11 protein-coding genes and 1 tRNA gene are annotated in these 12,529 nt (G+C 70.1%); 5 read left to right on the plus strand and 7 right to left on the minus strand.

Features of this window, described 5'->3' with window-relative positions; translation table 11 throughout:
- Window positions 1-27: 27 nt before the first annotated feature.
- Window positions 28-288 carry an HPr family phosphocarrier protein gene (locus ACYVAQ_RS08940; RefSeq protein WP_460788427.1) on the plus strand — a complete coding sequence of 87 codons (261 nt, stop codon included), beginning with the start codon at window positions 28-30 and terminating at the stop codon, window positions 286-288.
- A 1-nt stretch (window position 289) separates the two neighbouring features.
- Here the strand turns inward: ACYVAQ_RS08940 and ACYVAQ_RS08945 are convergent, their stop codons facing one another.
- From ACYVAQ_RS08945 to ACYVAQ_RS08960, 4 genes are all read right to left on the minus strand, one after another.
- Entirely contained in the window at window positions 290-895 is a 606-nt protein-coding gene (locus ACYVAQ_RS08945; protein WP_460788428.1) for an acetoacetate decarboxylase family protein, read from the minus strand.
- Window positions 892-1,563, minus strand: a complete 672-nt coding sequence (locus ACYVAQ_RS08950) for a hypothetical protein (RefSeq protein WP_460788430.1) — start codon at window positions 1,561-1,563, stop codon at window positions 892-894. The genes ACYVAQ_RS08945 and ACYVAQ_RS08950 overlap by 4 nt, the downstream gene beginning before the upstream one ends.
- Window positions 1,564-1,596: 33 nt before the next feature.
- A complete protein-coding gene (locus ACYVAQ_RS08955; RefSeq protein WP_460788433.1) occupies window positions 1,597-1,773 on the minus strand; it encodes a DUF6104 family protein in 177 nt (58 codons plus the stop codon).
- 119 nt (window positions 1,774-1,892) lie between these two features.
- Entirely contained in the window at window positions 1,893-5,549 is a 3,657-nt protein-coding gene (locus ACYVAQ_RS08960; protein ID WP_460788700.1) for a multifunctional oxoglutarate decarboxylase/oxoglutarate dehydrogenase thiamine pyrophosphate-binding subunit/dihydrolipoyllysine-residue succinyltransferase subunit, read from the minus strand.
- 265 nt (window positions 5,550-5,814) lie between these two features.
- On the opposite strand from ACYVAQ_RS08960, the gene ACYVAQ_RS08965 reads away from it, so the two are divergent.
- Both ACYVAQ_RS08965 and ACYVAQ_RS08970 read left to right on the plus strand, forming a co-directional pair.
- Window positions 5,815-6,399 (plus strand): hypothetical protein, encoded by a 585-nt coding sequence (locus tag ACYVAQ_RS08965; protein ID WP_460788435.1) that lies wholly within the window; start codon window positions 5,815-5,817, stop codon window positions 6,397-6,399.
- Window positions 6,396-7,334, plus strand: a complete 939-nt coding sequence (locus ACYVAQ_RS08970; protein ID WP_460788437.1) for an LCP family protein — start codon at window positions 6,396-6,398, stop codon at window positions 7,332-7,334. The genes ACYVAQ_RS08965 and ACYVAQ_RS08970 overlap by 4 nt, the downstream gene beginning before the upstream one ends.
- Here the strand turns inward: ACYVAQ_RS08970 and ACYVAQ_RS08975 are convergent.
- From ACYVAQ_RS08975 to ACYVAQ_RS08985, 3 genes are all read right to left on the minus strand, one after another.
- A complete protein-coding gene (locus ACYVAQ_RS08975) occupies window positions 7,331-8,068 on the minus strand; it encodes an endonuclease/exonuclease/phosphatase family protein (protein ID WP_460788439.1) in 738 nt (245 codons plus the stop codon). The two genes, ACYVAQ_RS08970 and ACYVAQ_RS08975, sit on opposite strands and share 4 nt — an antisense overlap.
- Before the next feature lie 28 nt (window positions 8,069-8,096).
- Window positions 8,097-9,176, minus strand: coding sequence for a Nickel transporter NicT (nicT, locus tag ACYVAQ_RS08980; RefSeq protein WP_460788442.1), 1,080 nt, complete (start codon window positions 9,174-9,176; stop codon window positions 8,097-8,099).
- A 98-nt stretch (window positions 9,177-9,274) separates the two neighbouring features.
- Window positions 9,275-9,347: transfer RNA gene (locus ACYVAQ_RS08985), tRNA-Arg, on the minus strand.
- A gap of 84 nt (window positions 9,348-9,431) precedes the next feature.
- On the opposite strand from ACYVAQ_RS08985, the gene argS reads away from it, so the two are divergent.
- Window positions 9,432-11,117 (plus strand): arginine--tRNA ligase, encoded by a 1,686-nt coding sequence (argS, locus tag ACYVAQ_RS08990; RefSeq protein ID WP_460788445.1) that lies wholly within the window; start codon window positions 9,432-9,434, stop codon window positions 11,115-11,117.
- A 2-nt stretch (window positions 11,118-11,119) separates the two neighbouring features.
- Window positions 11,120-12,502: a diaminopimelate decarboxylase gene (lysA, locus tag ACYVAQ_RS08995; protein ID WP_460788447.1), complete on the plus strand. Its 1,383-nt coding sequence runs from the start codon at window positions 11,120-11,122 to the stop codon at window positions 12,500-12,502.
- Window positions 12,503-12,529: the final 27 nt, after the last annotated feature.

Here is a 12,529-nt window from a genome sequence, read left to right on the forward strand (position 1 = left end):
CCCCACCACCCCGAAGAGGAGACCAGCATGTTCACCAGGACCGTCACCGTCGGATCCGCCGTCGGCCTGCACGCCCGCCCCGCCGCGATCATCTCCGACGCGGCCGCCGAGCTCGACTCGGAGGTGCTGATCGGCGTCCCCGGCGACGAGGCCGTCGATGCCAGCTCCGCGCTGCTCATCATGACCCTGGGCGCCGGCAACGGCGCCCAGGTCGAGGTGTCCGGGGAGGTCGAGGCGGACGTCGACGCGATCGCCGCCCTCGTCGAGCAGGACCTCGACGCCGACTGAATCAGTCGAAGTGCAGCCGGAAGCCCGACATCCGGAACGAGCCCAGCTGACGGGCCCCTCGCAGGAAGCCGAGGGGCCCGTCGGCGTTGAAGTGCCAGTGGGCGCGGCAGGGCAGCGCCTTCGCGGTGCCCTTCATGGTCACGTCGGCGACCTCGGGGTGGTCCGGGATGCCCGGCTGCTCGACCAGCCCGGTGAACGGCACGCGCGGCGCCGCCCGCGAGACGTCGGTGAACGACGCCTCGACGATGGGGCGGCGCTCGATCGACGCGGTCCACTCCGTCGAGGTCAGCGGGCCGCGGTGCGAGGAGACGAAGTCGAAGTCGCACAGCTCCTTGGGGATCGCCCACAGCTCACGACCGCCCGCCATGGAGGCGGGGGAGTCGACCCAGATGTCGGTGATGGTGACGGCACTCTTGCCGGCTCGGTTCTTCATCGACCTCGCGAGCAGCAGCTCGCCGTACGTCAGCGGACTGGGCTCCTGGTAGTCGACCAGCGCGAGGCCGTAGATCCCGGCGGGGTGCCGTTCGTCGATCGCACGACCGAGCCGGAAGACGCTGAGCCACATCGAGCCGTGCATCTGCCACGGCGCGGGAGGGTACGTCGTCACTCGTCGCCCTCCTCGAGGGTGAAGTGCTCGGCGGCCTGCTCGATCTCGTTCCCGAGAGCGGCCGGGAAGTCCTGGGTGACGTCGGCGGCGATCGTGCTGTCCTCGCGAGGTACGACGCCGCTCGCGGCCCGGTCCAACGCGGTGCGTACGTCGATGACGCGGGCCGCCGCCACGTGCGGCTTCTCGATCTCGCGGGCGACGTACTTCGCGATGAACCGCTTGAGCTCGACGTCCACGCCGGCGGCGCGGCGGATCAGCGAGGCGCGCAGGCCCTGGGGCACCAGGTCGACCACGATCTCGCGCGACGACGGGGGAGTGACGACGATGTCGATGGCGAGGTCGTCGCGGCCGTGGGCCGTGATGACCAGCGGCACCTGGATCTTGGCGTCGAAGCGGTGCTTGTCCATGCCGAGCTCGATCGTGAACTCGATGTCGACGGGCAGCACCACGTCGTAGCGCACCGGCAGACCGCCGACCCGCTGGCCGGTGGCGGTGCCGATCGCACCGGTCGCGGTCACCTTCGCGATCTTGCCGGGGCCGACCCCGAGCGGACCGACGTCGATGGGACGACCGGCCAGCACGTTGACGCCGCCGAGGACCCGGTCGAGGGTGACGGCGTACTCGAAGAAGCGCTCGCCCCACTCGCCGTACGAGATCTGCTCGCTCACGCGCCCGACCCTAGTGGTCCCGAGGGGTTGCGGTCAGTCCTCCGGGTCATCGAGCCGGGCGAGCCACGTCGCGAACCGCTCGATCGTGTTCTCCGCCTCCGGGTGGGTGTCGACGAACTCGACCAGCCGCTCGGCGAGCCAGGCCAGGGTGACCTCCTCGTCACCCCGGCGCTGCTCGAGCTCCTCGATGCCGCGATCCGTGAAGTACATTCAGGCTTCGCCTCCAACGGCGAGGAGCTCGCTGCGCTCGCCGCTCTCGTCGTTCCGTCCGGGCAGGCTCGCTGCGCTCGCGCCCGGACGGCGAATGCTCGCTGACGCTCGCATTCAGATCAGCTGAAGGCCCGAGCGATCAGGTCCTGCTGCTCGGCCATGTGCCGCTTGACCGTGCCGACCGCGGTGGTCGACGAGGCGGCACGGGTGACCGGCTGCACCGCGCGACCCAGGTCGGGCACGATGTTCAGGTAGAACGTCGGCCACGGGCCCTGGTTGTACGGCTCGTCCTGGACCCACTTGACCTTGGCGTTGGGGTACTTCGCCAGCTCGGCCTTGATGGCCTCGGTCGGCCACGGGTAGAGCTGCTCGACCCGCAGGATCGCGACGTCGTCGCGCTCGCTCTTGGTCCGCTCGACCATGAGGTCCCAGGTCAGCCGGCCGGAGACCAGCAGCACCGTGGAGACCTTGGCCGGGTCGACCTTGTCGTCGGCGATCACGCGGTGGAAGGTGCCCGAGGTGAAGTCGGACGGCTGCGAGGCCGCCTCCTTGCGCTTGAGCATCGACTTGGGCGTGAACACCACGAGCGGCTTGTGGTCGCCACCGAGGGCGTGCCGCCGCAGCAGGTGGAAGTACGACGCCGGGCTGCTCGGCTGGGCGACGACCATCGCCTCGTCGGCGCACAGCGTGAGGAACCGCTCGATGCGGGCCGAGGAGTGGTCGGCCCCCTGGCCCTCGTAGCCGTGCGGCAGCAGCAGCACGACACCGGAGTCCTGGCCCCACTTGGTCTTGCCCGCGGAGATGTACTCGTCGATCACCGACTGGGCGCCGTTGACGAAGTCACCGAACTGGGCCTCCCAGAGGACCAGCGCCTCGGGCCGCGCCACGGAGTAGCCGTACTCGAAGCCGAGGGCGGCGTACTCGCTGAGCAGCGAGTCGTAGACGAAGAACTTCGCCTGGTCCTCGGTGAGGTTGGCCAGCGGCGTCCACTCGTCGGCGTTGACCCGGTCGATGATCGTGGCGAACCGCTGCACGAACGTGCCGCGGCGGCTGTCCTGACCGGCCAGGCGGACCGGGCGGCCCTCCATGAGCAGCGAGCCGAAGGCGAGGATCTCGCCGGTGCCCCAGTCGATCGGACCGTCGGCGATCGCGGCCGAGCGGCGCTGCAGCTGCGGCATCACCTTCGGGTGGACCGTGAAGCCCTCCGGCGGCGTGACGTAGGCGTCCGCGATCCGCTTGAGGACCTCGGGGGAGACCGCCGTGGTCGCCTCGTAGACCTGCTTCTCCGGGTAGTCCGGCACGGTCGTCCACGCGTCCGGCTTGGCGTCCGCCTCGCGGACGTCGGTGAAGACCTTCTCCAGCTGCTGCTGGTAGTCGCGCAGGACCTGCTCGGCCTCCTCGATCGTGATGTCGCCACGACCGATGAGGGACTCGGTGTACAGCTTGCGCACCGAGCGCTTCTGCTCGATCAGGTCGTACATCAGCGGCTGGGTGTAGCTCGGGTCGTCGCCCTCGTTGTGACCGCGGCGGCGGTAGCAGACCAAGTCGATGACGACGTCCTTGTTGAACGCCTGGCGGTACTCGAACGCCAGCCGCGCCACGCGGATGCACGCCTCGGGGTCGTCGCCGTTGACGTGGAAGATCGGCGCCTGGACCATGCGGGCCACGTCGGTCGCGTAGAGCGATGAGCGCGACGCGGCCGGCGAGGTGGTGAAGCCGACCTGGTTGTTGATGACCAGGTGGATCGTGCCGCCGGTGCGGTAGCCGCGCAGCTGCGACAGGTTCAGCGTCTCGGCCACGACGCCTTGGCCGGCGAACGCCGCGTCGCCGTGCAGCAGCATCGGCAGCACGGGGAAGTCCTCGGCCTGGTTGAGCATGTCCTGCTTGGCGCGGGCGATGCCCTCGAGGACCGGGTCGACGGTCTCGAGGTGCGAGGGGTTCGCGGCCACGGACACGGCGATGGTCTCGCCGGTGCCCGCGACGAACTCGCCGTCGGCACCGAGGTGGTACTTCACGTCGCCCGAGCCCTGGACCGTGCGCGGGTCGATGTTGCCCTCGAACTCGCGGAAGATCTGGTTGTAGGACTTGCCGACGATGTTCGCCAGCACGTTGAGGCGACCGCGGTGGGCCATGCCGATCGCGACCTCGGCGAGCCCGGCCTGGGCGGCCGCCTCGCAGATCTCGTCGACGACCGGGACGGTGGTCTCGCCACCCTCGAGCGAGAACCGCTTCTGCCCGACGAACTTGGTCTGCAGGAAGGTCTCGAACGCCTCGGCCTGGTTGAGCTTGAGCAGGATCCGCAGCTGCTCCTCGCGGGGCATCTTGGTGTGCGGCTGCTCGACGCGCTCCTGGATCCAGCGACGCTGGTCGGGATCCATGATGTGCATGTACTCGATGCCGGTGGTGCGGCAGTAGGAGTCGCGCAGGATGCCGAGGATGTCGCGCAGCTTCATGAACCGGCGGCCGGAGCCACCGAAGGAGCCGGTGGGGAACTCGCGGTCGAGGTCCCACAGGGTCAGGCCGTGCGACTCGATGCGCAGGTCCGGGTGGCTGCGCTGCTTGTACTCCAGCGGGTCGGTGTCGGCCATCAGGTGACCGCGGACCCGGTAGGCGTGGATCAGCTCGAGGATCCGGGCCTGCTTGTCGATCTCGTCGTCGTGCGAGGTCGCGATGTCGTTGTTCCAGCGGATCGGCTCGTAGGGGATCCGCAGCGACCGGAAGATGTCGTCGTAGAAGTTGTCGGCGCCCAGCAGGTACTGGTGCACCTGGCGCAGGAACTCACCGGACTGCGCACCCTGGATGACGCGGTGGTCGTACGTCGACGTCATCGTCATGATCCGCGAGATCGCGTTGCGCGCGATGGTGTCCTCGGACGCGCCCTGGAACTCGGGCGGGTACTCCATCGAGCCGACGCCGATGATCGCGGCCTGGCCCTGCATCAGCCGCGGCACCGAGTTGTTGGTGCCGATGCCGCCGACGTTGGTGAGGCTGACGGTCGTGCCGGAGTAGTCCTCCATGGTCAGCTTGTTGTTCTTGGCCTTGCGCACGATCTCCTCGTACGCCGTCCAGAACTGAGCGAAGTCCATCGACTCGCACGCCTTGATCGACGGGGCGACCAGCTGACGCGTGCCGTCCGGCTTCTGCTGGTCGATCGCCAGGCCGAGGTTGACATGGGGCGGCGTCACCATCGTCGGCTTGCCGTCGATCTCGGCGTAGGTGTTGTTCATCTCCGGCATCGAGCCGATCGCCCGCACGATCGCGTAGCCGATCAGGTGGGTGAAGGAGACCTTGCCGCCGCGGGCCCGCTTGAGGTGGCTGTTGATGACGATCCGGTTGTCCCACAGCAGCTTGACCGGGATGTTGCGCACCGAGGTCGCGGTCGGCACGGACAGCGAGATGTCCATGTTCTTCGCCGTGGCGGCGGGGATGCCGCGCAGCACGGTCACGGTCGCCTCGTCGCTCACCGGGACGGGGGCCGGCTTCGGCGCGTCCTTCGGGGTCGGCTTCGACTCCGCGGTCGGCTTGCTCGGCATGGTCTTGGCGGCCGGGCTGACCTCGGCGCGCGAGCTGGCCTTGGGGATCGGGATGCTGCCCGTCGGCGGGGCCGCCTGGCTGGTCTGCGCCGCCTGCGCCGCCGGTGCGGCGGCAGGCGCGGCCGCGGGGGCGCCGTTGCCGCTCTTGAAGTACGCCGCCCAGGCGGGATCGACGCTGGAGGGGTCGGCGTCGAAGCGCGACTTCATCTCCTCCACGAGCCACTCGTTGGCGCCGAAATCGATCCCCGAGGGCGCGCCCGCGCCGTTCGAGGTGGTGGACTGCTGGTCTGACGACTGCGTCACGACGTGCTTCGCCTCTTCCGCTTTCACAAGCCACCGGAGTGCAGGGATCCGGCGTACCCCCGGAGCCGACCCCGGACCGGTCGGCGCCCACGGGCAAGGCTAGACCCATCGACAACCAAATGCGCCGAGTGGTCACGACTGTCGGGCAGGCTGTATCCGATGCGTCACGCCGATGTCGTCGCCCATCCGATCAGGAGGCCGCAGAATGCCTGAGATCCGCGCCCTGAGGGCCCTCGCAGGAGCGTCGTGCGCGCTCCTCGTCGGCCTCGGCGTGTCCGGCTGCTCGAAGCACGACAGCTCCGCGCCGAGCCCCAGCGCCACAGCGTCCGCGCAGGCGGTGCCGCTGGTCGTCCGGTTGAGCACGATCACCGGCAGGCTGCCGGTCAGCGGCCGCAACCGGCTGCGCGGCGAGGTGGGGCGGACGATCGACGGGTGGTGGCAGGCGGCGTACCTCTCGACGGGGAGCAGCAACGCGTTCCCCGCCGCGTCCTTCACGCCGGGCGCCGCGAAGCTCGCGAAGCGTGACGCCGACCTGCTCAGCAACGCCGGGATGACCGGCATCACCGCGATCGAGGCGAAGCGGCGGGAGGCCGATCTCGACATCCTCGCCGTCAAGGGCGCTGCTCGCGGCATCACCGCCGTGCTCCACCTGACCTACGACACCAGTGGCGGCCCCTCCCGGCGGTGCGCGGTCGGCGGCACCGTGAGCCTCACACCGTCGGGCGCCGGCTGGCGCATCTTCGGGTACGACGTCACCCACACCTGCCGTCCCAGGAAGGCCGGATCATGAGCACCCCCACCGCTGTCGTCGTACGTCGCTCGCTCCGCACCGCCGTGCTGGTGCTCGTCCTCGGTGTCGCAGCCCTCGTCGTCCCGGACAGCGGCGTGAACCCGACGTACTCCGCGCTGGTGAAGATGCAGACCGCCGAGGGCACCGACCTCGGCAAGCTCGCCCACGGCAAGGACATCATCACGATCCTTGCCGTCGGATCCGACGCGCGCCCGGGCGAGAACATGCTGCACACCCGCGGCGACGCGCTGCACCTGATCTTCATCGACACCAAGACGCACGCAGCTGCGGACATCGGCGTCGCCCGCGACTCCTGGGTCGACATCCCCGGGGTCGGGCGGAACCGCATCAACGCCGCCCTCTACTACGGCGGGCCGCAGCTGCTCGGCCGGACCGTCGGCAACCTGATCGGCGTCCAGCCCGACTACGTGTTCGTGACGCGCTTCCACTACTTCCAACACATGATCCACGCCATCGGCGGGATCACGGTGGACAACCCGATCGCGTTCAACGACCCGGTGATGTGGCCCCAGGGCTTCAAGAAGGGCCGGATCCACCTCAACTCGCTGACCGCGCTGAAGTTCTCCCGCATCCGGCACACGCTCGCGCGCGGCGACTTCGACCGCGACCTCAACCAGGACCGCGTCATCCGCGGCATCCAGGCCAAGGTGCACCGGATGCGCGCCCACCCGGGCTTCATGGCCCGCGGCATCCTCAGCGTGATGAAGAACCTCGCCACCGACCTCGGCCCGACCGAGCTGTTCACGCTCGCGCACGCGGTGGCCGACGTCGACCCGGGGAAGGTCACGAACTGCGTCATCTTCGGCCACGGCATGGTGATCAACGGTGCCGACGTCGTCGCTCCTGACGTGTCGATGGCGCGCCGGTTCGGCAACGACGCCCGCAACGATGCGACCTTGCCGAGGTCCTGCTAGCGCTCCACTACCACGGCCCGGTGGTCCGACGGGGTGTCGAACACCTCGACGGACGTCGCCGGGCCGGGGCCGTGGACGTCGTCGATGGTGTTGGGCCCGCAGGTCGGCTCGGGCTCGCGGCCCTCCCAGGCCGACGTCAGGCCGGCGAACCGCTGCAGGTGGTGGTTGGAGTCGCCGGCGGCGTACACCCGGTGGCCGGCCGCGGTCAGGTCGGCCACGACCTCCTCCAGCCGGCGTACCTCGTGCTGGTGGCGCTTGACCAGGTGCGGCCGGTCGGTGCGGTACGCCGCCCCGGCCACCGCTCCCGACACGAGGTGGTAGCTCAGGATCGCCACCGTGTCGCCGAGCGTGTGATCGCGGAAGGTCCCGATCGTCACCTCCCGCGGCGGCTCCAGGCCGAGCAGCCGGTCGTCCCGGTCGGTCGGCCCGGGCAGGCTCAGCCAGTGCTGGCGCGCGTGCAGCAGCTCGTAGCGGTCCGCGCGGGCGCCGACCGCGTTGCCGCCGCCCAGGCCGGTGACCCAGTGGTACCGGTGCCCGCCGGGTACGGCGATCGGCAGACCGGGTGCGACCCGGACCGAGCCGCTGGGGCGCAGGAGCGGCAGCCGCACGACGTACCACTCCTGCAGGGCGACGAGGTCGGGCTCCCGGGCGAGGACGTCGTCGAGCACCTCGACGGCCTTGTCGCGGGGGAGCCGGAAGAGGGTGTTGGCGGTGACGATCCGAGTGCTGGTCACCCGCCCATGTCTAGCGGATCGGCGCGGGTCAGTCCGCGAGGTCCGCGGACCAGCGCTCCTCGACGTCGCCGAAGTGCCACACCGACACAGCGACGAGCCAGGCGAGCACGAACAGCGCGACGACGGCATAGCCGGCGTAGTCCAGCGGGAGGTGCGCGATGGCGGCCACCGGGCCGGTGGTGATCGACAGCCGGTCGGCAAGCACGCCGACGAGCTCGATCGTGCCGATGAGGAGCGCCACGACCACCGAGATCGTCGTGATGATCAGGTTGTAGAACACCTTGCGGACCGGCTGGGTGCTCGCCCATCCGTACGCCGCGTTCATCAGCACGCCGTCGGCCGTGTCGGCCAGGCACATGCCCGCCGCGAACAGGATCGGCAGCACCACGATCGACCAGAACGGCAGCTGGATCGCCGCGGCACCGCCCGCGAGCACGAGCAGCCCGACCTCGGTCGCGGTGTCGAAGCCGAGCCCGAACAGCACACCGACGGGGTAGATGTGCCACGGCTTGGTGACGGTGCGCGTCAGCGGCGCGAGCAGCCGGTTCATCAGGCCGCGGTGGTGCAGGTGGTGCTCGAGCTGCGCCTCGTCGTACTCACCGCTGCGCAGGCGGCGGGCGACCTTGACGATGCCCACGAGGGCGGCGAGGTTGAGCAGCCCGAGCAGCCACAGGAACGAGCCCGACACGCTCGGGCCGATGATGCCGGTGATCGTGTGCAGCGCGGAGGCGTCGTCCTCCAGCGGTCCGACCAGCGACTTCACGCCGGCGGCCAGCGCGACCGCGAGCAGGAACACGATCGTGGAGTGGCCGAGGGCGAACCAGAAGCCAACCGACAGCGGCTGCCGGTCGGTCCCGGACCGGTCCGTCACGAGCTTGCGGGTGGTGTTGTCGACCGCGGCGATGTGGTCGGCGTCGAGCGCGTGCCGCAGGCCGAAGGTGTAGGCCAGCACGCCCACGCCGGTGCTGAGCAGGTGGTTCGGGGCGACGTACGCCAGCAGCAGGCCGAACCCGACGAGGTGCAGGACGACGATCACCGTCCCCATCGCCCACAGGCTGCGCCGGTCCGCGGCGGTGAGCGTGGCGCGGAACGCGTCGAGTCGGGGCACGTGCCCACTCTAGGTTGTTGCAACTTGTTTGCAACAAGGGGTCCGGCCGGAACGCTGAAGGCCCGGACTCGATCGAGTCCGGGCCTTCGGTTCTTCTGCGCCTTCGGCAGGATTCGAACCTGCGACACCTGGTACCGGAAACCAGTGCTCTATCCCCTGAGCTACGAAGGCATCGCACGGGATGCCGCGTGGTCACGAACAGTACCGGGGGATATCGACGCGAGGGAAACCGAGGTCCCTCGATAGGATTCCGAGGTGACTCCAGACCAGCTCTCCGCCACGATCGTCGCCGTCCTCAACGGGCTGGTCGACCGAGGAGAGATCGCCCTGCCCGACGGCGTGCCGACCGAGGTCACCATCGAGCTGCCCCGGCAGAAGGGGCACGGCGACTACGCCACGAACGTGGCGCTGCAGCTGGCCAAGAAGGCCGGCACGAACCCGCGCGCCCTCGGTGAGCTGATCGCGTCCGCACTGCGTGAGACCGACGGGGTCGCCGACGTCGAGGTCGCCGGCCCCGGCTTCCTCAATGTCACCGTCGAGGCCGGCGCCCAGGGCCAGGTCGCCGCGGAGGTGGTGGCCGCCGGACCGGCGTACGGGACCAGCGAGGTGCTCGCCGGCCGGAAGATCAACGTCGAGTTCATCTCCGCCAACCCGACCGGTCCGCTGCACCTGGGCCACACCCGGTGGGCGGTGCTCGGCGACGCGATCGCGCGGGTCCTGGCCGCGGCCGGCGCCGATGTCACCCGCGAGTTCTACATCAACGACCGCGGCGTGCAGATGAACAATTTCGCCCGCTCGATCATCGCCAGTGCGCTCGGCGAGGAGAAGCCCGAGGACGGGTACGCCGGCGGCTACATCGACGACCTCGCCAAGGCCGTCGAGGCGGCCCAGCCGGGCATCTTCGGCCTCCCCGAGCCCGAGCGCACCGCCGAGGTGCGCAAGGTCGGCTACGCGATCCAGCTCAAGGAGCAGCAGGACCAGCTCGACTCCTTCAACACCCACTTCGACGTCTGGTTCTCCGAGCTGTCCCTGCACGAGGAGGGCCAGGAGGACGGTGGCGTCCCCAACACGCTGAAGCGGCTCACGGGCCTGGGGCACGTCTACGAGGACGGCGGCGCGCTCTGGATGCGGACCACCGACTTCGGTGACGACAAGGACCGCGTCCTCATCAAGAGCGACGGCGAGCTCACCTACTTCGCCAGCGACACCGCCTACTACCTGAACAAGCGGGCCCGCGGCTTCGACAACTGCATCTACCTGCTCGGCGCCGACCACCACGGCTACGTGGGCCGGCTCAAGGCGATGGCCGCGTGTGTGGGTGACGACCCCGCGCAGACGTTGGACGTGCTCATCGGGCAGCTCGTCAAGATCCTGCGCGACGGTGAGGAGCTCAAGCTCTCCAAGCGCGCCGGCACCATCGTCACCCTCAACGAGCTGGCCGAGGAGATCGGGGTCGACGCGCTCCGCTACTCGCTGGCCCGCTACCCGGCCGACAGCCCGCTGACCCTCGACATCGCCGAGATCACCAAGGCGTCCAACGACAACCCGGTCTACTACGTGCAGTACGCCCACGCGCGCACCTGCCGGATGCTCGCGAACGCCGCCGACCTGGGCATGACGCTGCCCGAGGGCGACGCGTTCGACCCGAGCCTGCTCGACCACGAGCGTGACGGCGAGCTGCTGCGCGCGCTGGCCGAGTACCCGCGGGTCGTGGCCAGCGCCGCCGACCTGCGCGAGCCGCACCGGATCGCCCGCTACCTCGAGGACATGGCCTCGGTGTTCAACAAGTGGTACGACACCAAGGAGTGCCGGATGCTCCCGCAGGGCGACGAGCCCGCCGGCCCGGCCAACGAGGCGCGGATGCTGCTGGCGAAGGCCACCCAGACGGTCCTGGCCAACGGGCTCGATCTGCTCGGCGTGAGCGCCCCGGAGCGGATGTAGCGATGGGGCGCGTTCCTCCCGGCGACTACGCCGGCACGTCCCCGCACTGGCTGCGTGAGCCCACCGACGTCAACGCGCTCGTGCCGGTGCTGTGGTCGCGCACGGCCGAGAAGGTCGACGGAGTGCTGCGCATCGGTGGCCTGTCGGTGGCCGACGTCGTCGCCGACGTCAACACGCCGGCGTACCTGCTGGACGAGGAGGACTTCCGCTCCCGCGCACGTGCCTTCCGCGACGGCTTCGCCGGGTACGACGTGTACTACGCGGGCAAGGCGTTCCTCAGCACCGCGGTCGCCCGCTGGGTGGCGGAGGAGGGCCTCTGCCTCGACGTCTGCTCCGACGGCGAGCTGACGGTCGCGCTGCGGGCGGGCGTCGACCCGGCCCGGATCGGCTACCACGGCAACAACAAGACGGCCATGGAGCTGCGCCGAGCGGTGCACGAGCGGGTCGGTCGGATCATCGTCGACTCCTTCCACGAGGTGGAGCGGGTCGCCGACGTCGCGGCCCAGCTCGGCGTCGTCCAGCCGGTGATGATCCGGGTGACTGCGGGCGTCGAGGCGCACACCCACGAGTTCATCGCGACCGCGCACGAGGACCAGAAGTTCGGCTTCTCGATCAGCGCGGGGGACGCCTTCGAGGCGGCCCGCGCCGTCGTGGCGCAGCCGAGCCTGGACCTTCGCGGCCTGCACAGCCACATCGGCAGCCAGATCTTCGACACCTCCGGCTGGGAGGTCGCGGCCCGCCGGGTGCTCGCGCTGCACGCGCGGATCGCCGCAGAGCTCGACCACACGATGCCCGAGCTCGACCTCGGTGGCGGCTTCGGCATCGCCTACACGACTCAGGACGACCCGGCCACCCCGGCGGACCTGGCCGAGCGGATCACCAAGATCGTCGACGACGAGTGCGCCGGGCTCGGTCTCGCCCGTCCGCACCTCTCGATCGAGCCGGGCCGCGCCATCGTCGGCAGCGCCATGTGCACGGTCTACACCGTCGGCACGGTCAAGGAGGTCACCCTCGACGGCGGCGCCACCCGCACCTACGTGAGCGTCGACGGCGGGATGAGCGACAACATCCGCCCCGCTCTGTACGACGCCGACTACTCCTGCACGCTCGCCTCGCGATCGTCCGACGCCGAGCCGGTGCTGGCTCGCGTGGTCGGCAAGCACTGCGAGTCGGGCGACATCGTGGTGAAGGATGAGTTCCTGCCGGGCGACGTACGTCCGGGCGACCTGCTCGCCGTCCCCGGCACGGGCGCCTACGGGCGCTCGATGGCGTCCAACTACAACCACGCGCTCCGACCGCCGGTCGTCGCGATCAAGGACGGCGAGGCGCGGGTGATCGTGCGGCGCGAGACGGTCGACGACCTGCTCGCCACCGACCTCGGCTGACGATCCTCGGGACGGGTGGTCCGCAGG

The sequence above is a fragment of the Nocardioides maradonensis genome (genome assembly GCF_054777115.1).

Coding starts and splice junctions, on each gene's coding strand:
- ACYVAQ_RS08940 (WP_460788427.1), top strand. CDS start 28: ATGTTCACCAGGACCGTCACCGTCGGATCCGCCGTCGGCCTGCACGCC.
- ACYVAQ_RS08955 (WP_460788433.1), bottom strand. CDS start 1,773: ATGTACTTCACGGATCGCGGCATCGAGGAGCTCGAGCAGCGCCGGGGT.
- ACYVAQ_RS08965 (WP_460788435.1), top strand. CDS start 5,815: ATGCCTGAGATCCGCGCCCTGAGGGCCCTCGCAGGAGCGTCGTGCGCG.
- ACYVAQ_RS08970 (WP_460788437.1), top strand. CDS start 6,396: ATGAGCACCCCCACCGCTGTCGTCGTACGTCGCTCGCTCCGCACCGCC.
- lysA (WP_460788447.1), top strand. CDS start 11,120: ATGGGGCGCGTTCCTCCCGGCGACTACGCCGGCACGTCCCCGCACTGG.